Genomic DNA, 26475 nt, shown 5'->3' on the forward strand with positions numbered 1-26475 from the left:
TTAAGCCTCCTTCGCGATTTCAACTTGATGTTCTAACGGCTGCTTCTGGGCTGAATTGGAACGCCGATTGTCCAAAAATTTGACCGTTTCTGCTACTACCTCTGTGACATAAATCCGCCTTCCTTCTTGATTGTCATAGGATCGAGTTTGTATTCGTCCTGTTATTCCAACTAAGGAACCCTTTCGGCAGTATTGAGCTGTATTCTCCGCTACTTTTTTCCAAAGAGTGCATTGTACGAAATCTGCATCAATTTCCCCGTGCTGATTACGAAATTGGCGATTAACAGCTACCGTTACATTTGTAACAGTGGTTCCCTCAGGCGTAATTCGTAACTCTGGGTCCTTTGTCAATCTCCCAACTAATGTGACTTGATTAATCATCTCATTTCACCTCTCTTTGTTGATGGTCCCATCATACAATAGCCGCTAAGTTTATGTAAAACACAAATAAATTACGTTTCTCTTGCCATGTTTTAAAAATAGAGTCTAAAGTATTAGGTTTTAGGTCAAATCTACTATATCTTAAATAATTATTATCAACTTTCAGTAAAATTTACCGGAAATTATTTTCCGAATTTTCTTACCATGTTATAATTTTATATAATGGCTTGAATACCAGGAGGGATTATGAAGACATTTAAATTAATCTCATTGTATGTCGTAGAGGAACACGGATTAAAAGAAATTAATCTGATTGAAGGACTTGTCATTAACAAAGAAAATGATACTCGCACCTGGTTGTTAGAAGCATATGTTTCAGTAGACTATCTTGAATACTTTGAGGAATTATTGAAAAAGGACAGTCCCTCCACACTTCAAATTATCATTTCACGACGGGAAAATGATCCTGCATTTTTTTATAGTCAATTCCTAAAAATCAATAAACTAGGTAACGGTAGGATGAGCCTCCTCTTCTCGGGATATGTTAAAAACTCAAATACTTATGTTGAGCTATTATTGGCTGATTTGATTGAAAGAGGATTAACAGGTCAAGAATTGCTTCAAGAATTTAAACATAAAATGATCACAAAGCCTACGATACCACCTTTAAAAAAGCACTAAAAAGTTAAAAGCTGCCAGATTCGAATCATCTGACAGCTTTTGTTTTTTATTTATCTTTATTATCTCGGTCATTCATATCGAGTCTGTCTTCAACAATTTCCTCTTCTCCCGTATTGCGGTCAGTCGCCGGATCACCATCATTGTCAGTATTAACGTCATTTGTATTCCCACCATTAAGATTATTATTCATATCGTTGTCATTACGATTCGTGTCGTTGTTGTTATCATCATTCAAGTTGTTATCAACACCATCGTTTTCATCGACACCGTTATTTCCGTTATTTTCATCAATCTGTTGGTTTTGATTATCTTCTGGTGGTGGATCCTGATCATCTCCACATGCGCCTAGTAACATGACGGATAACAATGAAGTACCAGCTAAAGCTAAAATCTTTCGATTCATGGGAAAACCCCTTTCAATTTTTAAAATAGACCCCGATTGGTCGTATTTAGGTTACCCCATTCATGAATATTATTTACCTACAGAAATTATTGGTAGGAGGAAAACAGAATTTGACCAAGCCCCTTTGCTTATTAATCCATCCCATTCCTAATCGTCTTAGTAACTCAGATTTTATTGTAAATCGCTTAACTGATAAAGTAGTAAATTTTCAGAGTGAAATCATACTACTTCTTCTTTTTGTTCTTATGTAATTTTATTGTTTTGAGCGTATCATTTTGTTTGACGATAATGCGTTTACTTTTTGAAATACTGATTTGCTGAGAAGTATAGATCCCAGTATGACCAGAGAATAAATAACTAATTATACAAACAAGAAATAGATAAAGACTAGCTTCTGACCCGAACAGCTCTATCCCCATAATAAAGCAAGCAATAGGAGTATTAGTCGCACCACAAAAAACACCGATAAATCCTAATGCAGCTAGAAAGGGAATGGAAACCTGCAGTATTTCCCCTAAAGAACTGCCTAGTGTAGATCCAATGACAAATAAAGGGGTTACTTCTCCTCCTTGATAACCGGCTCCGAGTGTAAGAGAAGTGAAAAGTAATTTTGTTATAAAGGTAAGAGGAGAAACATCTCCTTCAAAGGCATTATCAATGAGCGGAATTCCTAAGCCTAAAAATTTTCTTGTTCCTACTACATATACGAGTATGATGATAACAAGTCCACCAACGAAACTTTTAATCACCGGGTTTGGAAATAGGTTTGTATATTTTACTTTTAACCAATCTGTTAATGCTGAAAATAACGTACTTGTTAAACCAAATAAAATAGCGGCAATAATAATTTTTATTATGAGTACAAGAGTTAATGCTGGAATTGCGCCTATTTCATAATGGTGATGACCGACTCCGCATACAACTGTCGTCACAAGATCACCGACGAAAGCGGCAATAAAAGCAGGAAAAATAGCTTCGTGTTTAATTAGTCCTAATGCTAATACTTCTAGCCCAAAAACGGTCCCTGCTAAAGGCGTCCCAAATACAGATCCGAATCCACTGCTAATTCCACAAATAATGATAATTTTTCGATCGGTTTCATCTAATTTAAAAACTTTTCCAATCAGTTCAGAGAAGGCCCCTCCCATTTGAACAGCAGTACCTTCTCGTCCAGCAGAGCCGCCAAACAAGTGAGTGACGATCGTGCCAAATAAGACTAAAGGGGCCATTCGAAAGGGAATACTTTCCTTCGCTCCTTGTGCCTGTTCAATTATTAAGTTATTCCCCTTTGAGGAGTTTAATCCGTATTTCCAATAGAGAAAACTAACAAACGCTCCCCCAAGTGGAAGTAAAAATAGGAACCATGTGTAGGTTTCTCTTGTTTGGGCAGCCCATTCTAAACTAACGAGAAAAAAGGCAGAAGCAGAACCTGCTAAAACTCCAACCAAACCAGCCAAAACAGTCCATTTCATCAGGTAAAACAACAATTGCAAATGAATATGTTCGTTAATAACGTTGTTAATCCTATTCATATCGTTCTCCTTTTCATTATATTTTTTGCCTAAAAACAAAATAGACTCCTCCCAAAAAAGATCATTTCAGATCAAATTTGGGAGGAGTCATTAGCTCTTAGGCAGTTAATGGCGAACTCCATCGCCGATTCAATTGAATATATCTTACCAGAGATTAAATAAATTGCCAATAACTTTTTAAAAAAGGGGACGGTTCTCCTGTTTCATTCATATTGGGAAGCGTTAGACCCGTTTCATAAAAATGAAACATGAAGAACCGTCCCCATGTTTCAACTTACTCTTATTCGTTTTTTTCACTTAGAGCAAACATAATTTCCGTTTCGCATACTAATTCACCATCAACGGTAGCCACTGCTTTTCCTTTTCCAAAGGTACTTCGGAGGCGAACCATCTCTACTTCTAAACGCAATTGATCGCCTGGTACCACTTGTCTTTTAAATCGGCAATTGTCAATTCCAGCAAAAAAAGCAAGTCGTCCACGATTTTCTTCCTTCATTAACATCGCAACCGCTCCAACTTGAGCAAGTGCTTCAACAATCAACACACCTGGCATCACTGGATATTCTGGAAAATGACCATTAAAAAATTCTTCATTTGCTGAAACATTTTTAATGCCCACTGCCTTTTTGCCCTCTTCCACTTCTAAAATGCGATCCACTAATAAAAACGGATACCTGTGCGGAATAATTTCCTTAATTTGCGTAATATCTAACATATGTATACCTCCAATTTGAAACAAGGGGACGGTTCTGCGTGTTTCATTCATCTAAAATATAACCTGTACAAACATGAAACATGAAGAACCGTCCCTTTGTTTCATTTTATTTTTCTTTTTGGACTAAATCAATCATATGGGTCCATGTTGAGCGTTTAAAAATGTCGAGTGCTTTGCCGTCGCCAAGTACTCCATATCCAACTGCAGCCCCTGCTCCTGCACTTCCAATAATTAATACAAGGACGATGATCACCCGCATCCAGATGGGGATCAGTCGCAATCGAATTTTATTTTTTTTCTGCTCTTGCTTCTCCTCTTCCTTTTGAAGTCTTAAAGCTTCGCGACTACTTTCATTAACAGCCATTGATGTGTTCCCCTTTTAGCGAATTCCATTAATAAGTCCCATCATTTGATCGGCTAGATTAATCGATCGTGATTGAAATTGATACGACCTCTGGACTTGCATTAGATCTGTCATTTCCTGTGATAGGTCAACATTGGATTGCTCCAATGCCTTTTGTCTCATGGAAATAAGGTTGCGATCTAGACCTTCTAAATCTGTTAGGATATCCTCTACATCTACATTGAGCTCTGCAAAATTATTTGGAAGTCCCAACAGGTTCCCACCTTTTCGTTCTAGAAACTGTGGCTTATCTATTTGTGTCACACCCAGATAATAGGTTTCAGAAATTCCATTTTCCATCAAAACCGTGATTTGCCCATTCTCATTAATCTGGTACTCTTTAGGTTGTCCAGTTATGATAATCCGATTATTATTTTCATCTAATACCGAATTTCCATTGCTTGTAACAAGCATCATATCATTATCAGGTGTCGGGGATAAATAAAACGCACCATCTCTTGTATATTGAATTTCAGTGCCGGCATCATTTGGAACTTCAATACGAAAGAACTGACCTTCCTTTGTAAAAGCAAGGTCAAGCTCGCGATCGGTCTGTTTGATACTTCCTTGAGCCATCACCATTTGAATTTGTGAAAGCCTTGCACCTGTTCCCTGACGGATGCCATTTGGAGTCAATCTTCCTACTTCACTCGCAGCGTGTCGTTGATTATTAAATTGTTGTACGAGCAAGTCCGTAAACGTTGCCTTTTGCGCTTTATAACCAGTCGTGTCCACATTGGCAATATTATGGCTAATCACGTCCATTTGTTTTTGTAGCTGACTTAGCGTATTCGTTGCCGTTAACATCGTTCTATTCAATGGCGGATCCCCCTTTCTATTCCCCATTACAAAATAGTTCTCTAGTTTTATCCAATTCTGCCTACTTCATTTACTGTTTTTTGCAAACTGGTATCGTAGGCTTGTAGTACCTTCTGATTTGCCTCAAATGTCCGATAGGCTGCCATCATTTCTGTCATGGTCTGTGCGGTGTCCACATTGGATTGCTCTAGAAATCCTTGTTGTGTTTTCACAAAGAGCCCATCAACATTATAAGCATCAGCGAGGTTGCCTCCCTCAAAACGGAATAGCCCATCTCCTTCTTTTACCATGGAATGCGGATCATTTGTATAGGCAATCCCGATTCGTGCTACCACTTCCTGATTTTCGTCAAAACCAACAATAATCTGTCCTTCATCATTGACTACAAATTGGTCGCTCGGCAGCCCAATTCGATTTCCCTGCTGATCCAAAACATAGGCACCACTACCAGTCGTCAAAAATCCCGCTCCATCTAATGTGAAATTTCCATTTCTCGTATAGCGTCTGCCTCCATCATTGCCTTCAACCGTAAAAAAGGTCGAGCCAACCATGCCTGTTTCAGGATTCGTGGGTAAGCTTACATCTAATAGCGCTACATCCGTTTTTAAGCCCGTTTCTTTTAAGTCACCTTGTAGAAACTTTGGCATGACCTCCTGCATATAAACACCCGTGTTCAGAGACCCAATTGTTCTGGAGGACCCTGGCGTAACGCCATTTCCTTTGTCCATTCTTTGCAGCAGCATTTCCGGAAAGGCACGAATTGCCGATTGATCCGCCTTAAAGCCTGGGGTATTTGCATTCGACATGTTATTTGCTAACATTTCTGTTTTCCGTTGTTGCGCCAACATTCCAGAAGCCGCTGTATAAAAACCTCTTAACATCTTCACACCTCATTTTATCGTACAAGTCCTTATCTTCTATTATAGAAAAAATCTCGCCAAGAATCAGTACCTTTTTCGAAAATAATACAGATTCACGATTGGGAAATTATAGTTTTACTTGAGGAACACCTGATTTTAGAATAATTGAACCAAATACAGGGGCAATTGAACCAATCTTACTGTTCATTGAACCAAAAAGGGAAAGGATTGAACCAAAATCCACATTAATTGAACCAAACCCCTTTTTAAACGAAAAAAGCCCATTAAAAGGGACTTTCACCTCTTCTAACGGGCTTGAGATTAAATTATCCAATTTTCCTTCTAGATAGTTTATCAATATTATCAAGCATGATGCCTGTTCCAATTGCCACACAGTCCATTGGATTTTCAGCCACTAAAACAGGAACTTTTAATTCCTCTGCCAATAGCATATCGATTCCATGAAGTAATGCTCCACCACCGGTCAAAATGACACCACGGTCGATGATATCAGCTGATAGTTCTGGTGGCGTCCGTTCTAAAACGCTTTTTGCTGCTTGAACAATAACAGCCACTGATTCTCTTAGTGCTTGCGCAATTTCATCAGATGTCACAGTAATCGTACGTGGAAGTCCCGTTACCATATCTCGACCTCTGATTTCCATTTCTTCTGTTTTCAATTGAGGCTGTACAGTACCGATTGTAATTTTGATATTTTCAGCCGTTCTCTCCCCAATTAAAAGCTTGTATTCTTTTTTAATATAGTTCAGAATTTCCGTATCAAACTTATCTCCAGCCATTTTGATTGAAGAAGAAGTTACGATGTCACCCATTGATAAAACAGCCACATCTGTCGTTCCTCCACCGATGTCAACGACCATATTTCCGCTTGGTTGGAAGATGTCCATTCCCGCTCCAATTGCAGCTACCTTTGGCTCTTCTTCTAAAAAGATCTTTTTGCCGCCGCTTTTTTCAGCTGCTTCTTTAATTGCCTTTTGTTCAACGCTTGTAATATTCGTTGGACAGCAAATCAAAATTCGTGGTTTAGACAAAAATCCTTTTACATTTAATTTGTTGATAAAATGCTTTAACATCGCTTCGGTTACATCAAAATCAGCAATAACTCCGTCCTTTAAAGGGCGAATGGCTACAATATTTCCAGGTGTTCTTCCCACCATGCGTCTAGCCTCTTCCCCAACTGCTAATACTCGATTTGTACTTTTATCAATTGCCACAACTGAAGGTTCATTTAATACGATTCCACGGCCTTTTACATGTATTAAGACGTTTGCCGTACCTAAGTCAATACCAATATCCCTTGCGAACATTTTTTGATTTTCCTCCTTGGCCGGATGCTTCTTTTTATTATCACATAGCCTTTATGACTATATTATGTATTTCTACGACACAAACACCGGTTTCCTTATTTCATTAGGATGCCCTGATGTTAACTTTCTGTTATTTTGTACATATATCCTAAAAAAATGAACTTTTTGTTATTTCTTCACCCAATTGCTTATTTTACCACAATTATTTACAACAGTGTAACGTTTATTAAAAAATATGTAGGAATTTGTCAAAAAATATTTTCCCTTCAATTGATGGGAATGTATTGGACTTTCAAAACAATTGACCCATTTAAACTTGGTTGTCCATTTCCGTTTCAGGTACGTCCTTCAACGCTTGGTTACACCCAAGCCATCCTTTACCTTGTACTTCGCGTTTCCGGTGTCTTTCATGGTCTGCTTCTCATTCAGGAGGTCGGGTCTTCATTTCGCACCTTCTCCACTTCAATTAAAAGTAGTCCCAAATCAACATGAACCTTTGATCATGCAATACAATTAAAAAAGAAGATCAGGCTACAAATATAGTAGACTCACCTTCTTTTCTTAATCATAAGACATTTGGTTATTTGACTGGTTCTTCTTCAAATTCTTCTTTCTTATATTTTAATTTAGTTGCTTCTCCACCTCTTAGGTGACGGATCGATTTATGGTAGTCTAGGATTTCTTTTACCTCATTCGCTAGGTCAGGATTGATTTCTGGAAGCCTTTCAGTTAAATCTTTATGGACTGTACTTTTGGATACGCCAAACTCCTTCGCAATTACGCGAACTGTTTTTCTCGTCTCCACGATATACTTTCCAATCTTGATAGTTCTCTCTTTGATGTAATCGTGCACACCACTCGCCCTCCCTAATTTGGATGTGAGAAGTGTGAAATGAGACTCGCTTCTTAGGCTTATATTATTAGGTAACCGCATGTTGTTTAGAATCAATTTCACCCCAGCGAATTTGCGCCCAATATAATTCAAGGCATCCGCCAGAATCTTAACTTTATTCAGCAGAAGTGAAAACCCATTGAATCAGAATATCTTTTTAATTCAGACCCACTTTTTTCAAAGCATAGGACTTTTGCTGAATAAGGTTAAAAGCATACGGCAGAAAGCAAAAGCTTTCTACTTACAGGGATTAAAACACGTCCAGATCCAAATCTACTCTTAGATGGTCAAAACGACTCCTCACCTCAAACACTCTCATATGACAGGTTTGTATCAGTTTATTAGGTTCGATGCAGGAATATGCACAAATAACCAAATTTACTCAAATACTTCAGAATATTTAATAAATTAAAGGTTAAAAAGCCAAAAGAAAAGAAATTAAAAAAGGTGACAGGCACCTTCCATTTTATGGAAGGTGCCTGTCACCTGTAAAATATTGGTATTAAGCGTCTTGGTTTTTCGTTTTGTTAGTTGACTCGTCTTTCTTTTCGTCTTCAGGTTTTTCTTCGTCAGTAGAAGTTTCTTCTTCTTCATTTGAAGATTCTTTATCGTCCGAAGCTGGTTTTTCTTCTTCTATTGAAGACTTCTCATCTTTTGCAGGATCTTCTGTTGCTTCTTTATCTTGATCCTCTTTAGACTTTTCAGAGTCAATGATTTCTGGCTTTTCAGAAGCTGTTGCTTCATCTTGCTCTATCACACTTGCTTCTTGTAACTCACTAAATGGCTTATCTAAATAGCTTTCTGGATTAACAGGTACATCATTTTTGCGAATTTCGAAATGTACGTGTACACCAGCTTCCTCGTTGAATAAGCTTTTTCCTGCTGTTGCAAGAGCTTGTCCTTGTTCTACTTTGTCACCTACTGCGATTTTCATATCTTTCACAGATGAATAACGAGTTACGATGTTGTCATCATGTTCAATTTCAATCACATTTCCTAAAAGAGCATCTTCTTGAACGTTTGTAACGGTTCCGCTTAATGCTGCTACAACATCAAAGGCTTCACTGTCTTTAACCGAAATATCAATTCCTGTATTTGGATGATATTGATTTTGGTAAACCACGATAGCGGCTTCCTGATCAGCTTCATTCGCAGTGTCCTCATAGAATTTAGTTTTAATAACAGCATTAGTGCGATCTTTCTCAGATAGTGGCAGGACAATATTTTCCATGGAACGAGCTACTTCTTCTGCAGGTTCATTAAATTGATTTTCCTTATTTGAAGTTTCGTAGCCAAACTTATCAGACTCTGTAGCATTTTCAGTGTTGCTATTTTGGAACCATAGAACCCCTGTTAAAATCAAAGCTGCACTTGCAATGTATACGGTTGGATAAACCCAACGCTTTTTAAAGAATTTTTTTAGAGAAGCTTGTTTCTTTTCTTCCTCTCTCATTTATCATCACCTCAGCAATCATTCTGATCAAATAACTGCTAATATATACCTTTTTGAAAAAAATTTTTGGACTTATTTTTCGACAAAACGTTTATAATTATTCATGATTTCAAAAAAAAGTTTTTTTAAGTGGAAAATGAAGTAGAATAGAGATCAACCATACAATAAATACTAAATTTCGTCCTCGGAGGTTTTTATGCTTAAAATCATCTTAAGAGTATTGCCGCTCCTTTATATGATTGTTATTTTCATTCTATCAAGTATGCCCGCCGATGCAGTCGTTGAATTACCAAGATGGGATTCGCTCATTAAAGAGTCCCTGCATCTAGTAGAGTTTGGCATTCTATACATTCTATTATTTCTTGCTGCTTTAACCATTAAAGAAGTTTCACCAAGGTTAAATCTCATTTTGATTCTGATTTCCTCTTTATATGGTCTAAGCGATGAAGTTCATCAATATTTCGTCCCTTACCGTTCCGCTACCGTCATTGACCTCATTAAGGATGTCATCGGGGTACTCGTCGCATCTTGGATCGTATTTGGGGCCTATCAAAGGAAAAGATTCCATAAACTAGGTAACCTTCTCTATCATATAGGGAACTTAAAATAGGAAGTCTTATAGGGTGACAGGCACCTTCCAGATTTTGGAATGCGCCTGTCACCCTTATTTTGTTATAACCCCCTCTATTTTGTTTCATCACTGTAATAAATGTTATAAAGAGACCCGTTACGAAAACCTGTCAATCCCAATTTCATAGGAAAATATGGGTGTTATGCAAAAATATGACTTATATTCCATTCCTATCCTTTATATCTCTGAAAGCTTGTTACGCCTTATTTTTTACAAAAAGAATACACTTCCCAAATTGATCTCCTTTTATGTATGTTAAATCCTTCCACAAATATTACAAAAACCTCGTGTTATGATTTTCTCGTAAGCGAAACAGTTCGCAACACTTTAGAAAAAGTGATTTATATAGGAGGATTTTTATCAATGAATAAAAAAATGATCTTTTCCATCGCAGCAGCTGCTGCCCTACTAGTTTCAACTCCAGGTATGAATAAAGCGGAAGCCGCTTCACCAGTTGAAGCTCAATCTAAAGTATATGTATATCAAGCCGGTCAAAAGCTAGATCAACAGCAAGTGAATGAATTGCTACAGAAATATATGACAAAATTAAATGGGACTCAATCTAACAACCAATCCCTATCTCAATTCGTAAATACTTTACAAAAACAGCTTACTGAACAAGCTACCATAACTGAAAAACAGCCAGCTCCTGCTCAACAACCAACACAACAACAAGAGCAAACACAAAAACCAGCACAACCAAAAACAGAACAACCTGCTCAAAAGCCCGTACAACAACCTGTACAGCAAAAACCGGCTCAAGCTCAGCAACCTAAAGCATCTACACCTGCTTCTTCATCTGTGAGTGCTTTTGAACAAAAGGTCGTTGAGTTAACAAACCAAGAGCGTGCGAAAAATGGACTACCCGCGCTAACGCTTGATGTGGAATTAAGTAAAGTGGCACGAGAAAAATCTAATGATATGCGGACGAAAAATTACTTCAGTCATAATAGCCCCACTTACGGTTCACCATTTGACATGATGAAAGCCTACGGTATTTCTTATCGTACCGCTGGTGAAAATATCGCAATGGGTCAACGTTCACCTGAAGAAGTCGTACAGGCTTGGATGAATTCTCAAGGTCACCGCGAAAACATCATGAATCCAAACTTCACACACATCGGAGTTGGACATGTATCCTCAGGCAACTACTGGACTCAAATGTTTATTGGAAAATAATAACAAGCGCCAGGCACCTTCCAAAATATGGAAGGTGCCTGGCACTCTTTTTATTTTTTCGCTGTAATGGTTGTGATGAATGGATCGGCGCTCGCGATTTCGACGCCTTGGTAGTAGTATTGAACAATTTCAGTATATGGTTTTCCTGCTTGGGCCATGCCATTGGCTCCGTATTGGCTCATTCCAACACCATGACCATACCCCCTTGTTTCGATAATAATGTTGTTGCCTTTTCTCTCCCATGTAAAGTCCGTAGACATAAGTCCTAATTTAGTACGGATATCGCTTCCCTTTAGTTTTTTCCCATTAATCTCTACAACCCCGATTCGGTTTCCTTCTGTCCGTTCAAGGACTTTCCCGACGTCCCCGGTTTCCGGAACTTGAACACCTAATTTTTTCTCAAAATCAGCTACAGGAATCACTTTCTGTCCATTAAATTTCGGAGATTGTTTATCCCAAGGACTTTCTACACTTTTTAAGTAAGGTAACGAATTAGACCAAATCTCTCCTGAATTTTCGGTATAGCCATTACTAGTCGAGAAAAAAGTCGCATCAATTGGGTTCCCTTCAAAGGTTAAGATTTGACCAGCGGTTTCCCTAACAGCTTCTTCCACTTTAGCTATTTTCCAATTATAATCAGATCCCCATAATTTTCGAAGTTCATCCTTGCTTTTATACACCTGATAAAACTGGGTATCCCCTACATCCGCATCTTTAGGTAAATCCTTACCTGTATCCATCATCAATCGTTTAACAATATACGTTCGAGCGGTTAAAGCTTGTGCCTTTAATGCTTCCTTTTCAAAATCAGCAGGCATTTCTGACGCTACGACCCCAACGACATATTCCTCTAATGGCAAGCTTTCAACACTTTCTTTAGACGCCCGGTACACAGCAACCTCAATGGCCGGCTCGGTTGTAGCAGGCTGAGCACTAGGCTCCTGCTCGGTTTGAGCTTGAAGATTTTCCCCTAATTTCCCGCTCACGGTTTCTTCTCCAAATGGAAGCACTAAGATCGTAGGAACCAATAAGGTGACAAAAAATAATGCTGCGGCTAGTAGAACGACTGGTTTAATTCTCTTCATGTTTATCCTCCATACTGGCTATAGAATGAAATTTTTATAAAAAGTCAAAATTTGTCCTAACCATTATTTCTACTAGGACCTACATTTTCCTTCTTCATTCAATCATATGGATATGGACAAGCATTTATGACTAAAATTCAAACCTTGCATAATTTCATTTTCTTCGGTAAAACTACTATGCGGAAGGATGCTAGAGAGTGTATAGGTCATCTCTTTTTCAAGGAGAATAAGATGCACTAAGGGGCTATTTTTTGCAAAATAAAAAACCGCATTAGGCTTGGCATGCGGTTTTCTATCCGTATTTAGGCATTTAAATCTGAAACAAACTTCTTTTGGTAAGAAGGAACTTCTTCGACTTCGCTGACTCTTTCAATGTCGGCACCAAGTGAAGCTAATTTCTCGTGAAAATCAACATATCCACGATCCAAATGCTTCAATTCTGTAACACGAGTTACGCCATCTGCCACCAAGCCCGAAAGAATTAATGCAGCAGCTGCACGTAAATCCGTTGCGGCTACTTCAGCACCTTGTAAGTGAGAAGGACCGTTAACAATAACAGAACGACCTTCAATTTTTAAATCGGCATTCATGCGGCGGAATTCTTCAACATGCATAAAACGATTTTCAAAAACCGTTTCTGTAATCATTGAAGTTCCGTTTGCTTGAAGCAATAATGCCATCATTTGTGATTGCATATCTGTTGGAAAACCAGGGTGTGGCATAGTCTTAATATCCACAGACTTTAAACGATCAGTACCAATTACACGAAGACCTTCTGGCTCCTCGTTAATGGTAACACCCATTTCTTGCATTTTGGCAATCAGTGAGTTTAGATGCTCTGGAACAGCCCCTTTTACAAGGACATTTCCACCTGTGATCGCCGCAGCAACCATAAAGGTTCCAGCTTCGATACGGTCAGGAATAATGTTGTGATCGGCACCATGAAGAACATCGACACCTTCTATACGAATGGTTCCTGTTCCAGCACCCTTAACATTGGCACCCATTTTATTAAGGAAATTTGCTAAATCGACAATCTCTGGTTCTTTTGCTACATTATCGATAACGGTTACTCCGTCAGCTAATACTGCAGCCATCATAATGTTTTCTGTTGCTCCCACACTTGGGAAATCTAAATAAATTTTTGCTCCATGTAATCGACCGTTTGTTGCCTCAGCCTCAATGAAACCATTTCCTACTTTTACTTTTGCACCCATTGCTTCAAAACCTTTTAAATGCTGATCAATCGGTCTTGAACCAATCGCACAACCGCCTGGTAAAGCAACTCGAGCACGGCCATTTCTAGCAAGAAGCGAGCCCATTACTAAAACAGAAGCTCTCATTTTTCTTACATATTCAAACGGTGCCTCTACACTCAACGTTTTAGATGCATCCACTATAACCGTATTATCTTCAAAAGCCACCTCGGCATTTAAATAACGTAAAACTTCATTGATGGTGTATACATCGGAGAGTGTAGGCACATCTCGAATGACACTTCTTCCATCACTTGCTAATAGTGTTGCGGCGATAACAGGTAAAACAGAGTTTTTTGCACCCTCTACTTTCACAGTTCCGCTTAACCTTTTTCCGCCACGGACGATAATTTTTTCCAAAGTATTCCCCTCCGCGTCCATTATCTCTATATTAATATTCAATCGTTATGATGGGTGTGCCAACTACAAGAGTAGTTTTTTCGCCCAAACCTTGGTTTCGCAGTCCTAGTTGTAAATTAAATTCTTCTGTATGACCCTTGATCGACTCTGTAAATAATGGAGAATACGCAGTTGCCGAAACAAAGTTGTCCTCCCTTAGCATCTCTAACTCTTCTGCTTGAAAAACATGTAACAGATTTGTCAGATGGGCTGACACAGACTCATTCATATTACCATCTAGTTCACTATAGATACAAGAGAAAACAGTGGGATTTGAATGAAAAATTTTATCTAAAGTTGGAAAAATTATGGTAGAAAAGGAATCTTTCAATTCTGGATCCCATCCAATCCCAGTTACCTCATACATTAAATAGGAGTAACCGTCTGCGGAAAGAATGGAAATCGTTTCTGTCATTCTCTTTCCTGTTGAAGTCCCTATTGCTTCCCAATGATCTTGATCCTCCACAATTTCCCAATTCCAATCGGAAAATTGTTTCTTAAACTGGCTTAGCTTTTCTTCTTTTTCACCCGTTTCAATCTGTTCCCTTGAATGAATGGACCATTTATCAATGTCAATTTGTTCATTTTCTAAAGTAGTTGCTAACGTAAATAGATCTGGTTCAGATTTGGCATTTGTTATATTAATAAAAATAAATCCAACCGCTAATAAACTAAATAAAGCCATTATCATTTTTTTCATCTTTTGTATCTCTCCCCTCACCTTTCATTTTTACCAAGGATAAGGAGTTCATACTGATGAAAAATCGTCACTTTTTGACATATACAATTTTATTCCTGTCTTACATAAAACGAATTGAATTTACCCAAATTAAATATGTAAACCATCTTTAATTCGCTATCATACATGATGAATTTTGTCGAATTTTGTATAAGCCATACCAAATTTAATTTTACTTAAAAAATACGCTAATTAACACGGTATGAAGACCTAATTTAATGAATGTTATTCAAAAAGACTTGGAAGCTGTCGAGACCAAAATAAATAATCAAGGAAAAAATTACTTACAATACTCCCCAATGCAATGGCTAGTAACAGATATAAAAGTCTTGCTTGTGCAACTCGATTTTTACGTAGAAACTTTTCAAAATTTAAAGATTGGAGTGACCACCATGAGAACCCTATAAAGACGAGATGCGAGATGATACTTATGATGGCTTCTTGACCATATCCCACTATTCATCCCCCCTTTACCAAATCTAATCAAACACTCTTTCATATACGTTTCCATGTTCAAAAGGTTTCAAATTTGTTTTAAATTTGTAACCATATGATATATACGCTGTTGTCCGATTCTTTATCCTTCTGTTTCATAAATTTATCATTTATTTTACAGTTTCATTACAAATCGTATTTTACGCCTTTATTTTCCGTAAAAAAGGAAGAGCACCTTACACGTACTCCCCCCTTTTAAGAAAACCATTCTATTGTAGAAAATCACCAAATTCGTGAAATTGCGTTTGCAAAAAGTCGAAGGCAAGATTCGGGAAGATCCCAAATCCAATGGTGGCCAACACACAAATCATCAGGACAATGCCCGTTGTTACTGGAATCTTAATTCGATCCTGAACTTTTGTCCTATGAAAAAACATATGCACCATAATCTTAAAGTAATACACGTAAGAAACTACGGTTGTCGCAAGCATTACCGAAACAAGCACATACATTGGCTGATCAAGAACAAGAGCACCTGTAATAATGTTCAGTTTCCCAATGAAGCCAGCTGTACCAGGGATGCCTGCAAGCGATAAGATCATGATTGCCATTCCCACAGCTAGTAATGGTGATCTTTGGTATAAACCAGAAAAGTGACGAAGATCTTCGGTTTCTTCCTTTTCTGTTACGATTCCAATAATGGCAAACGCCCCTAGATTCATAAACAAATACGCCATTAAATAAAACCATAACGAATCAAACATAAAAGCCGACAAAGCGGACAGAGCGACCAACAAGTAACCCGCATGGGCAATACTTGAATAAGCAAACAGTCGTTTTATATTCGTCTGTCGGAGTGCCACTACATTTCCAACTACCATGGTTACAGCAGCGACCAAGGCTATATAGTCATCCATCACCATTAAAATCGGTTTTGAATCTGGACCACCAGAAGGTGTTAATAAAAAGATGGAAAGAACGATACGCACAATGATGATAAAGCCAGCTGTTTTCGAAACAACACTTAAAAAAGCCGTAACCGGTGTGGGTGCCCCTTGATACACATCCGGTGCCCACATATGATATGGAACTGCGGCAATCTTAAAGGATAATCCAACAAAGATCATTAAAAAGGCAATTCCTAACAGGAATGATATTTGCGAATCTTGTAATCCGATTAATACATCTCGCATATCTGCTAGATTCGTGGTTCCTGTTAAACCATACACATAGCTCATCCCAAACATCGTGATGGCTGTTGCAATACTTCCATTAATCACATATTTCATGGCCGCTTCATTCGAACCAAGATGTTTCTTTCGTAAACCGGCCAAGATATAGGAAGAAATGGATAATAACTCAAGCCCAATAAACAATGTAATTAAATCGCCACTAGAAGACATCATCATCGCACCCAATAGGGCGGCTAAAAACAAGTAGAAAAATTCTCCTCGGTACTCATCTATGCCTTCTTTCGGTTCATAGCTCATGGCGAGTAAGAAGACAAGTGCAGAACCGGCTAATAAAATAAATTTAAAAGCTTTGGCAAAAGCATCCAGTCGATACGTATCAAAAAGAATCGTCGTAACCTCTTGATCCAGCATTCCAAGTAGTGATACGATTGCCGCTATGATTCCGACAAAACCAATCCAACCAAGGATTTTGCGACTTTGCCCTTTTGGCATAAATAAATCAAGTAGGGTTATAAGGGTGGCGACACCAAGGATGATGAACTCAGGCATCATGATACCCCATTCAAATGATAACAACGTTTCAAGATCCATCCTTCATCACCCTCCTACCTTCAGTGTAATCAGTTCTACGGTTGCTTGTAGCGGACTAGCCAATAGATTTGGATAGACTCCAATTGCTATAATCAAAACAGTCAATACAATAACAGGTACGAATTCGACTCCATGGAGATCTGTAACACCGGCCCATTCACGATTGGCTTTCCCATATGTGACGCCAAGGACAGCTCGAAGTAAATAAACCGCCGTCATAATAATCCCAATCGCTCCAACCGCTGCAAGCCAAGGTATTTCTCTAAATAAACCAAGGAACGCCATAAATTCACTAACAAACCCCGACATTCCGGGTAAACCAAGTGACGCCATAACACCCACTAGTAAAAAGCCAGCTGTAAGTGGCATTGCCTTTGCCATTCCACCCAATTTAGGAATTTCAGACGTATCGGTTCTTTCATAAAATACACCAACCAAGAAAAATAAAAGTGCTGAAATTAATCCGTGTGAGATCGTTTGAAAAATCGCTCCTTGAATTCCCGCTTCGTTTAATGCTCCTAAACCGATTAGCACAATTCCCATATGGGAAACAGACGAATAGGCGAGAACCATTTTAAAGTCCGTTTGGACAAGCGCTAAAAATGCGCCGTATAACAAATTGATCACACCAAGAACAGCTAGAAGCACAGCAAAGTTCTCAGCCTGTTGCGGAAACAATCCGAGATTAAATCGGATTAAACCGTATGCCCCTATTTTTAATAAAATTCCTGCGTGAATCATTACAACCGCTGGCGGCGCCTGAACGTGGACGCGAACCATCCAACTATGAAGCGGCACGATCGGCATTTTAAATCCGAAAGCCACCAATAGAGCGATAAAAAGCCCAAATTGTAAGGATTCCGAAACTGCACCTGATGTGATCATCTCTTGTAAAGCTGCAAAATTAGCTGTTCCCGTTTGGGCAAATAAAACAATAATCACAATCAATAAAATCGCTGAACCCAGTCCGTTATAAATAAGAAAACTGTATGCCGCCTTTTCCCTTTCATCGGATCCCCATTTTCCAATAAGAAAAAAGGCAGAGATTAAGGTTATTTCGAAAAATAAGAAGAACAAAATAAAGTTTTCAGCGGCAAATACACCTAACATTCCAATTTCCAATAATAAGAATAGAAGAAAATAGCCTTTCCATTCCGTTATAATTTTGATGGATGCTATTGCAGCCAATGTTGCGATAATTGTTGTTAGTAGTAAGAGTACAAGCGATAATCCGTCAATCCCTAGTTCATAGCGGATGGAAAATAAATCCCCAAATTGAATCGAATTTTTAAAGGAGAACCACTCATGACTCACATCAAACTTTTTCAAATCTACTCCTGATCGATATTGAAAAAAGAGAATCAACGAAATGAACAATGCCGGCAGTGTCGCCAACACACCTATTACCTTCAAAAGCTTTCCCTCTCGTTTAGGAATAAACAAGAGAATCAGCATACCAAGTAAAGGGGAAAGGACTAGAATGGATAATAGATTCATTATAAATTCCCCCCTGTTAAAGCATAGATGACCACAAGCAGTGCCAAGCCAACAAAAGCAACTGTTCCGTAAACTTGGATCTGTCCGTTTTGCCATTTAGATCCTAATTTACCAAGTCCCTGAACTGTTCCTCTAATGACTTCAGCCATTCCTTGAACAATAAACCATTCCACATATTTCAGAAACAGGCTAAAAACCTTGACACCTGCAACAACACTGTATTGATAGATCTCATCTACAAAATATTTATTGTATAAAATGCCATAGGCAACAGATGTTTTGCTTGTCAGCCAATCACGAGAAAGTGATTGTTTGCCATATATGAGCCAAGCTAAACAGATTCCTAGAAGCGACAGAATCGTTGCCACGAGCATAATCCAAACCGGTCCTTCTACATGACCATGTCCATCGGTCAACCAATCTCCTAGAAAAGTCCCAAACCAAGGAGTGTTGATATAACCTGCAACAATTGTCAGAATCGCAAGTACCGTCATCGGTAACGTCATAATCGTTGGAGACTCATGGACCTCCTCCTGGTGATCCGCTCTTGACTCTCCCATAAAAACCATAAAGAACAATCTAAACATATAGAACGCCGTTAAGAAGGCTGTAATCATCGCTAAAACAAATAACACAGGGTTCTCTGCATTCCATGCAGAAATAAGAATCTCATCTTTACTAAAAAACCCTGATAATAATGGCACTCCACTAATTGCCATCGTACCAATTAAAAAGAGAACTCCGGTCTTCGGAAGCTTTTTCCATAAGCCCCCCATTTTCTCAATATCCTGTGTATGAACAGCATGAATCACACTTCCTGCTGCTAAGAATAAGAGTGCTTTGAAAAAAGCATGTGTCGTTAAGTGAAAGACGCCGGCGACATACCCTGCAGAACCAAGCGCAAGCATCATATAACCAAGTTGACTAACGGTTGAATACGCTAGTACTCTTTTAATATCTGTCTGAACAAGAGCAATCGTTGCCGCAAAAATAGCCGTAACAGCTCCGACGATGGCAACCGTCAATAACGCTGCTTCACTCGCTTCAAAGAGTGGGAACAAAGCAGCCACCAAATAGACTCCTGCTGCAACCATCGTAGCAGCATGAATAAGTGCCGAGACCGGAGTTGGTCCCTCCATGGCATCAGGAAGCCAAGTGTGGAGCGGAAACTGACCTGATTTTCCAACAGCCCCAATGAAAATTAAAATGGCTGTTAACGTAAGCATGCCTTCTGAAATAACCCCATCCCGTACAGCTTGGAAAATAGCCTCATATTCAAAACTACCAACTTCCCAGAATAATAGAATCATCCCAATTAGTAACCCGACGTCACCAATTCGGGTCATAATAAAGGCTTTCTTAGCAGCCCGCTTCGCTTCTTCTTTATAAAAATAAAATCCAATTAATAAAAAGGACCCAAGCCCTACTAATTCCCAGAAAATATACGTTTGCAATAAATTAGGAGAAAGGACAAGACCGAGCATTGCAAATGTAAACAATCCTAAATAGGCGTAATAGACAGAAAGACGGTCGTCCCCTTTCATATATCCTGCAGAGTAGGTATGTACTAAGAAACTGACGAGAGATACGATTACAAGCATTAAAGCATTTAATTGATTCACTTCCATACCGACCGTCAACTGAGTAGATCCGACTTCCAACCAAAGGGCTTCCGCTTTATAGGTTGATGATGTAAAGCGTTCAAACAACACGACAACGGAAAAAATGAATGATAATAATGTAAGGAAAATGCCAATCTTGAAACTAGACTCTTTAAATCGCCTTCCGAACGTGATCAGCACGAGAAACGATAGCAATGGAAACAACGGTATGACCCATGCATTCTCTATCAATGTTAGACCCCCCTTATGTCTTTTTTGATGAAGACCCTATACATTCCATCCAATAATATTTGGAATGGGTAGGACTGGTCTCCTTCAATGAGGTTTCCTTTTTGCAAAAATTTTCTTAGAATCTGATACCTGTACGGATCAGTGTTTCATCGTATCCATTTCATCAATATGAACGGTTTTACGATTACGATAAAGAGCAATCAAGATGGCTAATCCAACCGCTGCCTCTGCTGCCGCAACCGCCATCATGAACAAAGCAAAAATTTGACCATCAATGGAAGGGGCAAAACCTAATTTACTAAAAGCAACTAGATTGATATTAACGGCATTCAACATTAACTCAATGGAGATTAAAACAATTACGGTATTGCGTTTTGTTAAAGCTCCGTATAATCCAATACAAAAAAGAATCAAGGCTAGTGCGAGGTAGGCTGAAATTGGTACTGAACTCATTCCTGATCCACTCCTCTCTCATCATCCTTTTTGGCAAGAATAATGGCGCCTATTAACGCAACTAAAAGGATGACAGAGGTTAATTCAAATGGAATGATGTACTTGGCATACAATGCCATCCCAATTTGTTCCGTATTGTTGATATGAAGTGTACTTTCAGCTGCTTGCGGAAATTCTAAGTTATAGATTCCTAAGTAGACAACCACACCAAACCCTATGACACCAAGTAACAGAATGGTTTTTCTTAACCACCCACCTGTATTAACGACCTTATCATCATGACGGGTAAGCATAATCCCAAACAGCATGATGATCGTGATGGCCCCAGAATAAATAAGAATCTGAACGACTGCTAGAAATTCTGCCGAAAGTAAAATATAGATACCCGCAATGCTGATAAACGTAGCGACAAGTGCCAATACCATGTGAACGACTTTCGTTAAATTTAGAAGAAGTACACCACCCAATAAAGCAATAATCGCAAGTACGATAAAGACTATAAATTCTCCGGACATCATGGCTTATTCACCTGCCGTACATTTTGATCATTTTGATCAAGCCATTCTATATCTTTGAAGAGTTTGTCGCGACTGTATTCCGCTAACTCAAAATTATTTGTCATAATAATCGCTTCTGTCGGACAAACCTCTGTACATAAGTCACACAAAATACAAATTTCAAAATTGATATTATATGTGTCTATCACCTTTTTGACTTTTGCTTCAGGATCTGGATTCTTTTTCCCTGTTAATGTAATACAATCAGTAGGGCAAACATTGACACATTGATTACAAACAATGCATAAATCTGGATAAAACTTCTGAATGCCACGAAATCGATCTGGCAGTGGAAGCGGCTCATTTGGGTAATCATAGGTCACTTTTTCACGTGTTAAATTTTTCAAGGTATAACCTAAACCCTTCATTAATCCAAGCATGTCATCACCTCTTTTTAGAAATGCGCAAGCGCCTTGCTCACTCCCGACTAGCACAAGACGAGCCGGCATGAAGATTGCTCTTTAATCTTCTTGACGGATTGGCTTGTGACCTCGAGGGGGTAGGCGCTGGAGCTAGACACTAATCTAAATTTAAAAACTTATACTAAATAATTTTAAAAAAGACCCACCAGTTCTTTTATTAAAGCTGTTATGAAAATATTAGCTAAAGCCACTGGCAACAAGACCTTCCATCCAAATTCCATTAACTGATCTGGACGGACACGTGGAAACGTCACACGGAGCCATAAAAGAATAAAAAGGATCAAACTAAACTTTAATGCAAACCATACACCACCTGGGATAAAGCCTAAAAATGGCAGTGGCAACCACCCACCTAAAAACAGGACAGTAATGAGTGCAGACATAGCAAACATGTACGTATATTCACTCAACATAAAGAAGGCATAACGAAAGCCAGAATATTCAACGTGATAACCAGCCACAAGCTCTGACTCTGATTCTGGCAAATCAAATGGTACACGGTTTAATTCAGCTACTGCTGCAATAAAGAAGACGACAAACGCGATGGGTTGCAAAAGAATATACCAACCATTTTCTTGTGCCACGACAATATCATTTAAATTCATACTACCCGTTAGCAGGATAACGCCCACGACAGACATGACTAGTGGAATTTCATAGGATACCATTTGAGCAGCAGCCCGCATGGCACCGAGTAAGGCATATTTATTGTTAGATGCCCATCCTCCCGTTACAATTCCTAGTGTCGTTAGACCTGAAATGGCAATATAGTAAAGTAACCCGACTCCAATATCAGCAAACTGAAACTTATCGGTAAAGGGAATAACAGCCAATACCATAAAAGATGGAGCAAAGGCGATAATCGGTGCTAAAATAAATAAGGGTCGATCCGCAAGCTTTGGAATCGTATCTTCTTTTAATAAAAGCTTTAGGACGTCCGCAACTGTTTGAAAAAGTCCCCATTTTCCAAGCTGATTCGGTCCATGACGAAGTTGCATATACCCCATAACCTTACGCTCAGCCAAAACGGCATAAGTAACAAATCCCAGTACCCCAAACAGGAAAGTTGTTGCTAGTAAAAAGAAGATTCCTACGTTTGAAAGACTTGGACTGCTTTGTAAAAGCCCCTCCATCAGCCATCTACCTCCCCTAAAACAATATCAATGGCACCTAAAATGACAATTAAATTAGAGATATTTTCTCCAACTAATAGTTTTTCGAGAATCTGAAGGTTATAGAATGAAGGTCTTCTAAATTTGAGTCGATAGGGCTCCTTTTTTCCATCACTAGCAATATAACACCCAATTTCCCCACGTGGTGACTCAATTCGAACATAAGTTTCACCCTGTGGTGGTTTAATGATCTTCGGTACTTTTCCTAAGATAGGGCCGTCTTTTGGAAACTGTTCAACCGCCTGTTCAAGAATTTTAAGAGATTCCTCCATCTCCGCAATACGAACTTGATAACGCGCCCAAGCGTCGCCTCCTTGTTGAACGGGTACATCAAAATCAAATCGATCATAGATGGAGTAAGGCTCATTTTTGCGCAAATCCCACTTGACGCCTGTACAACGGAGGTTGGCTCCACTTAATGAGTATTGGAGCGCCTCCTCTTTTGTATAGGTGCCGACCCCTTTGACACGGTTTAGGAAGATTTCATTTCCTGTGACCAATTGATGATACCCTTGGATCTGTTCTCTCATATAAGGGATAAATTCTTTTACCTTTTCAATCCAACCCTCTGGTGCATCCCATTTTACACCGCCGACACGCATATAATTAAAGGTTAAACGTCCACCTGAAATTTCATTTAATAGATTGATAATCATTTCACGGTCTCGAAAGGCATAAATGAATGGACTAGTGGCCCCTAAATCCAGTAGATACGTCCCCCACCAAACAAGGTGGCTAGCTACACGACCTAATTCCATCGTGATAACCCGTAAATATTCAGCTCGTTCAGGAATTTCAGCTCCAATCATCGTTTCAACCGCATGGCAGATGACATAATTATTCGTCATCGCTGAAAGGTAATCCATCCGGTCTGTGTAAGGAATAATCTGTGTAAAATTGAGATTTTCTGCTAACTTTTCAGTACCACGATGTAAATAGCCAATCACCGGCTTTGCTTCTTTAATAATTTCCCCGTCTATTTTTAAGACGACCCGAAACACACCATGTGTACTAGGATGTTGGGGTCCTACGTTTAATAGCATTTCTTCTGTCCGAAGCATCGTCACACCTCCAGCTCATTCTGGTCCTCGTAGTCTTTTCGAAGCGGGTGACCGATCCATTTTTCCCCGAGCATGATACGGTGGAGGTTGGGATGTCCCGTAAAGGTAATCCCAAGTAAGTCATACGCTTCACATTCCGGCCAGTTGGCACCAGCCCATAGCGGCACGATGGAATCGATCTCAGGTTGGTCAGGATCGAGTTTAACCTTGATGGCAACCGCTTGATTGTTACGAAATGAATAAAGATATACATATAACTCCATGTAGTCCTGAAAATCAGTTCCATGAAGCTCTGATAAATAGTCAAAACCTAATTGCTCATTGTGTTTAAGGAATTGGGCTACTTTATAGTAAGCTTCTTTTTTTATGATAAGAGTAGGGACTTCCTTAGATAATCTATTAATATAGCTTTCTTCTATTACCTCTTTCCCAAGATGCTCCTGTATCACTTTGATATATTTATCTAATAACGGTTGGTTTTTAGATGGCTTTTCTTCAATCTCAGTTGCTTTAGCAGCACCTCCAGCAGCCTTCACTGCTGCTGCTTTAGCTTTTGCTGCGGCAGCGGCTTTGGCTTTTGCAGCTGCTACCGCCTTTGCCTTATCATCCCCGTTAGATGAACCATCAGCTTCTGCTTGTTCCTTTGCCTTTTTCTTCGCTAGTGCGGCGGCTTTGGCCTTCGCTGCGGCAGCGGCTTTCCTCTTCGCCTCTTCATCCATTGAGTTCCCACTTTGTTCCTGCGCTTCCTTTTTTGCTAATGCTGCAGCTTTCGCCTTTGCAGCTGCTGCTGCTTTTTGTTTCGCTAAATCATCTCCTGCAGCGGAACTCGATATTTCAGCTTCCTGTGCTTTCTTTTTCGCTAGAGCTGCTGCCTTTGCTTTAGCTGCAGCCGCTGCCTTTTTCTTCGCTATATCAATATCCTCTTCTGGCTTTTCCGCCATATCTTGTTCTTCTGCCATCTTTTTCGCTTGAGCCTCCGCTTTTGCCTTTGCAGCAGCCTCTTTTTTCAATTGTTCTATGTCTTTCTCCCCGCTCATGTTACATCACCTTCTTCCCGGTTTTTGCCTCATAGCGGATTTTCTCTTTTAATTTATTTACTCCATAAATCAAAGCTGCTGGGTTTGGTGGGCAGCCTGGTATGTATACATCAACAGGAACAACTTGGTCTACGCCCTTGACAACGGCATAAGATTTCACATAAGGTCCACCAGCTGTCGCACAGGAACCCATGGCAATCACCCATTTTGGCTCTGGCATTTGATCATATAGACGTTTTACAATCGGAGCCATTTTCTTCGTAACCGTACCAGAAACGATCATCACATCTGAGTGACGAGGTGACGTTCTGAATATAGAACCGAATCGGTCGAAATCATAATGGGCACCACCAACTCCCATCATTTCAATTGCACAACAAGCAAGTCCAAATGTCATCGGCCATAGAGAATTACTTCTAGCCCATGCCTTAATTTGATCTAGTGTTGCCATAAAAACATTTCTTTTTAATTCCGCAACCTCTGCCTCTGTGAGATTATCCATGTTTAGTTCCATTTCAACACCTTCTTTTTCCAAGCATATATAAGACCAATCACAAGCATGATAACAAATATCAGCATTTCAATTAGGGCGAATATTCCGAGTTTTTCATAAGCAACAGCCCACGGGTATAGAAATATCGTTTCCACATCAAAGATAAGGAACATTAGGCCAAATATAAAATAGCGAACATGGAACTGTACTCTTGAATCACCGAATGGCTCAATTCCACTTTCATAAGTTGAATATTTGATTTCATCTGGTTTATGAGGCCGCAATAATTTCCCAAAGAACAGGGCAACAATCGGTAAGATCACTCCCAAACCTAGAAATATTGCTACAATGATATAACTATTTTGATACATATGAAGAAGATCCATTTTTTAGCCTCCTTTATGTCTATTCTAAATGTTTTAAAAACTGAATCATTTGCAACCGATTCCATTATAACACTGTAAATAAATGGTGTCGATGTACTAGTTTTTAAATTCAGGCTTTTCAAAAAAGTTTTTAGTTTAAGAATGGTTTTAATCACCTATTAAACCATATTCAAAAAAGGCTTTTTCATGACCAGTAGTTGGATTTCTTTAGGGTAAAATAATATTTCAAGTTTATAATACAGGGCATTTTAATCTTTAAATCTTTGAAACTTCAATTAATGAATAACAGAAAATTCACCCTCTGACTCCCTATAGTATTTCCCTGGGAAATACTATAGGGAAAGCTCCTTACGAGAAGGAGCCTGTTTCATTTTTTATATACCTAACGAACAAATCAATCCGGATGATTATTTTTCGGAATCCAATTTAACTTTTAATGTTGTACTTATCCGGTTGAGTATTGAATTCGGGTTCATAGCCAACTTCATCCGCCATCCCCCGTTTGACAGCCTTTATATCGGACTCGTTGTTTGACTGTTCACTCTACCCTGTCCGTTTTAGCAATCAAA

At 39.0% G+C, this 26475-nt stretch carries 29 protein-coding genes and 1 riboswitch; of the genes, 3 read left to right on the forward strand and 26 right to left on the reverse strand.

Annotated elements, in window-relative coordinates:
- The gene (gene ssb / locus Q5760_RS24330; RefSeq protein WP_428910073.1) at positions 1-381 is read right to left on the reverse strand and encodes a single-stranded DNA-binding protein; all 381 of its coding nucleotides are present in this window, start codon (positions 379-381) and stop codon (positions 1-3) included.
- A 246-nt stretch (positions 382-627) separates the two neighbouring features.
- Here ssb and Q5760_RS24335 point away from each other — a divergent pair, with 246 nt between their 5' ends.
- Complete coding sequence (locus tag Q5760_RS24335; RefSeq protein WP_428910074.1) at positions 628-1062, forward strand: YwpF family protein; 435 nt, start codon at positions 628-630, stop codon at positions 1060-1062.
- A gap of 46 nt (positions 1063-1108) precedes the next feature.
- Here Q5760_RS24335 and Q5760_RS24340 read toward each other — a convergent pair whose 3' ends face one another.
- The 10 genes from Q5760_RS24340 to Q5760_RS24385 form a co-directional block, all read right to left on the reverse strand.
- The gene (locus tag Q5760_RS24340; RefSeq protein ID WP_428910075.1) at positions 1109-1465 is read right to left on the reverse strand and encodes a hypothetical protein; all 357 of its coding nucleotides are present in this window, start codon (positions 1463-1465) and stop codon (positions 1109-1111) included.
- Positions 1466-1689: 224 nt separating this feature from the next.
- Positions 1690-2997 carry a voltage-gated chloride channel family protein gene (locus tag Q5760_RS24345; protein ID WP_428912678.1) on the reverse strand — a complete coding sequence of 436 codons (1308 nt, stop codon included), beginning with the start codon at positions 2995-2997 and terminating at the stop codon, positions 1690-1692.
- 74 nt (positions 2998-3071) lie between these two features.
- A riboswitch (Fluoride riboswitch) is annotated at positions 3072-3132 on the reverse strand.
- Positions 3133-3277: 145 nt separating this feature from the next.
- A complete protein-coding gene (gene fabZ / locus Q5760_RS24350; RefSeq protein WP_428910076.1) occupies positions 3278-3712 on the reverse strand; it encodes a 3-hydroxyacyl-ACP dehydratase FabZ in 435 nt (144 codons plus the stop codon).
- 106 nt (positions 3713-3818) lie between these two features.
- On the reverse strand, positions 3819-4076 hold the full coding sequence (locus tag Q5760_RS24355; RefSeq protein WP_428910077.1) for a DNA-directed RNA polymerase subunit beta: 258 nt from the start codon (positions 4074-4076) through the stop codon (positions 3819-3821).
- A gap of 15 nt (positions 4077-4091) precedes the next feature.
- Positions 4092-4934: a flagellar hook-basal body protein gene (locus Q5760_RS24360; protein ID WP_428910078.1), complete on the reverse strand. Its 843-nt coding sequence runs from the start codon at positions 4932-4934 to the stop codon at positions 4092-4094.
- A gap of 47 nt (positions 4935-4981) precedes the next feature.
- Positions 4982-5815 (reverse strand): flagellar hook-basal body protein, encoded by an 834-nt coding sequence (locus Q5760_RS24365; RefSeq protein WP_428910079.1) that lies wholly within the window; start codon positions 5813-5815, stop codon positions 4982-4984.
- A gap of 106 nt (positions 5816-5921) precedes the next feature.
- Positions 5922-6128 carry a hypothetical protein gene (locus Q5760_RS24370; protein ID WP_428910080.1) on the reverse strand — a complete coding sequence of 69 codons (207 nt, stop codon included), beginning with the start codon at positions 6126-6128 and terminating at the stop codon, positions 5922-5924.
- Complete coding sequence (locus Q5760_RS24375; RefSeq protein ID WP_428910081.1) at positions 6121-7122, reverse strand: rod shape-determining protein; 1002 nt, start codon at positions 7120-7122, stop codon at positions 6121-6123. Before Q5760_RS24375 ends, Q5760_RS24370 begins: the two co-directional genes overlap by 8 nt.
- A gap of 580 nt (positions 7123-7702) precedes the next feature.
- Positions 7703-7975 (reverse strand): sporulation transcriptional regulator SpoIIID, encoded by a 273-nt coding sequence (gene spoIIID, locus Q5760_RS24380; RefSeq protein WP_338450190.1) that lies wholly within the window; start codon positions 7973-7975, stop codon positions 7703-7705.
- A 541-nt stretch (positions 7976-8516) separates the two neighbouring features.
- On the reverse strand, positions 8517-9467 hold the full coding sequence (locus Q5760_RS24385; protein WP_428910082.1) for a peptidoglycan DD-metalloendopeptidase family protein: 951 nt from the start codon (positions 9465-9467) through the stop codon (positions 8517-8519).
- A gap of 196 nt (positions 9468-9663) precedes the next feature.
- On the opposite strand from Q5760_RS24385, the gene Q5760_RS24390 reads away from it, so the two are divergent.
- Positions 9664-10077, forward strand: coding sequence for a VanZ family protein (locus tag Q5760_RS24390; protein ID WP_428910083.1), 414 nt, complete (start codon positions 9664-9666; stop codon positions 10075-10077).
- Positions 10078-10461: 384 nt separating this feature from the next.
- Positions 10462-11277, forward strand: coding sequence for a CAP domain-containing protein (locus Q5760_RS24395; RefSeq protein WP_428910084.1), 816 nt, complete (start codon positions 10462-10464; stop codon positions 11275-11277).
- A gap of 50 nt (positions 11278-11327) precedes the next feature.
- Here the strand turns inward: Q5760_RS24395 and spoIID are convergent, their stop codons facing one another.
- From spoIID to Q5760_RS24470, 15 genes are all read right to left on the reverse strand, one after another.
- Positions 11328-12362 carry a stage II sporulation protein D gene (gene spoIID, locus Q5760_RS24400; protein WP_428910085.1) on the reverse strand — a complete coding sequence of 345 codons (1035 nt, stop codon included), beginning with the start codon at positions 12360-12362 and terminating at the stop codon, positions 11328-11330.
- Between the two features lie 302 nt (positions 12363-12664).
- Positions 12665-13978: a UDP-N-acetylglucosamine 1-carboxyvinyltransferase gene (gene murA, locus Q5760_RS24405; RefSeq protein WP_428910086.1), complete on the reverse strand. Its 1314-nt coding sequence runs from the start codon at positions 13976-13978 to the stop codon at positions 12665-12667.
- A 31-nt stretch (positions 13979-14009) separates the two neighbouring features.
- Positions 14010-14717, reverse strand: a complete 708-nt coding sequence (locus Q5760_RS24410) for a YwmB family TATA-box binding protein (RefSeq protein WP_428910087.1) — start codon at positions 14715-14717, stop codon at positions 14010-14012.
- 264 nt (positions 14718-14981) lie between these two features.
- Positions 14982-15215 carry a DUF1146 family protein gene (locus Q5760_RS24415; RefSeq protein ID WP_428912679.1) on the reverse strand — a complete coding sequence of 78 codons (234 nt, stop codon included), beginning with the start codon at positions 15213-15215 and terminating at the stop codon, positions 14982-14984.
- A gap of 245 nt (positions 15216-15460) precedes the next feature.
- Complete coding sequence (gene nuoN, locus Q5760_RS24420; RefSeq protein ID WP_428910088.1) at positions 15461-16975, reverse strand: NADH-quinone oxidoreductase subunit NuoN; 1515 nt, start codon at positions 16973-16975, stop codon at positions 15461-15463.
- A 6-nt stretch (positions 16976-16981) separates the two neighbouring features.
- Positions 16982-18472, reverse strand: coding sequence for an NADH-quinone oxidoreductase subunit M (locus tag Q5760_RS24425; protein WP_428910089.1), 1491 nt, complete (start codon positions 18470-18472; stop codon positions 16982-16984).
- Positions 18472-20325 carry an NADH-quinone oxidoreductase subunit L gene (gene nuoL / locus Q5760_RS24430; RefSeq protein ID WP_428910090.1) on the reverse strand — a complete coding sequence of 618 codons (1854 nt, stop codon included), beginning with the start codon at positions 20323-20325 and terminating at the stop codon, positions 18472-18474. Before nuoL ends, Q5760_RS24425 begins: the two co-directional genes overlap by 1 nt.
- A gap of 138 nt (positions 20326-20463) precedes the next feature.
- A complete protein-coding gene (gene nuoK / locus Q5760_RS24435; protein ID WP_428910091.1) occupies positions 20464-20778 on the reverse strand; it encodes an NADH-quinone oxidoreductase subunit NuoK in 315 nt (104 codons plus the stop codon).
- A complete protein-coding gene (locus Q5760_RS24440) occupies positions 20775-21293 on the reverse strand; it encodes an NADH-quinone oxidoreductase subunit J (RefSeq protein WP_428912680.1) in 519 nt (172 codons plus the stop codon). Before Q5760_RS24440 ends, nuoK begins: the two co-directional genes overlap by 4 nt.
- On the reverse strand, positions 21293-21715 hold the full coding sequence (gene nuoI / locus Q5760_RS24445) for an NADH-quinone oxidoreductase subunit NuoI (protein ID WP_428912681.1): 423 nt from the start codon (positions 21713-21715) through the stop codon (positions 21293-21295). Before nuoI ends, Q5760_RS24440 begins: the two co-directional genes overlap by 1 nt.
- Positions 21716-21888: 173 nt before the next feature.
- Positions 21889-22893, reverse strand: a complete 1005-nt coding sequence (gene nuoH / locus Q5760_RS24450) for an NADH-quinone oxidoreductase subunit NuoH (protein WP_428912682.1) — start codon at positions 22891-22893, stop codon at positions 21889-21891.
- Entirely contained in the window at positions 22890-23990 is a 1101-nt protein-coding gene (locus Q5760_RS24455; RefSeq protein WP_428910092.1) for an NADH-quinone oxidoreductase subunit D, read from the reverse strand. Before Q5760_RS24455 ends, nuoH begins: the two co-directional genes overlap by 4 nt.
- 2 nt (positions 23991-23992) lie before the next feature.
- Entirely contained in the window at positions 23993-25027 is a 1035-nt protein-coding gene (locus Q5760_RS24460) for an NADH-quinone oxidoreductase subunit C (RefSeq protein ID WP_428910093.1), read from the reverse strand.
- Between the two features lies 1 nt (position 25028).
- Positions 25029-25541 carry a NuoB/complex I 20 kDa subunit family protein gene (locus tag Q5760_RS24465; protein ID WP_428910094.1) on the reverse strand — a complete coding sequence of 171 codons (513 nt, stop codon included), beginning with the start codon at positions 25539-25541 and terminating at the stop codon, positions 25029-25031.
- Complete coding sequence (locus tag Q5760_RS24470) at positions 25532-25906, reverse strand: NADH-quinone oxidoreductase subunit A (protein WP_428910095.1); 375 nt, start codon at positions 25904-25906, stop codon at positions 25532-25534. The genes Q5760_RS24465 and Q5760_RS24470 overlap by 10 nt, the downstream gene beginning before the upstream one ends.
- Positions 25907-26475: the final 569 nt, after the last annotated feature.

Origin of the sequence: Niallia sp. Kr1 (genome assembly GCF_050389805.1) — a bacterium.
Classification (GTDB): Bacteria; Bacillota; Bacilli; order Bacillales; family Cytobacillaceae; genus Bacillus_BD.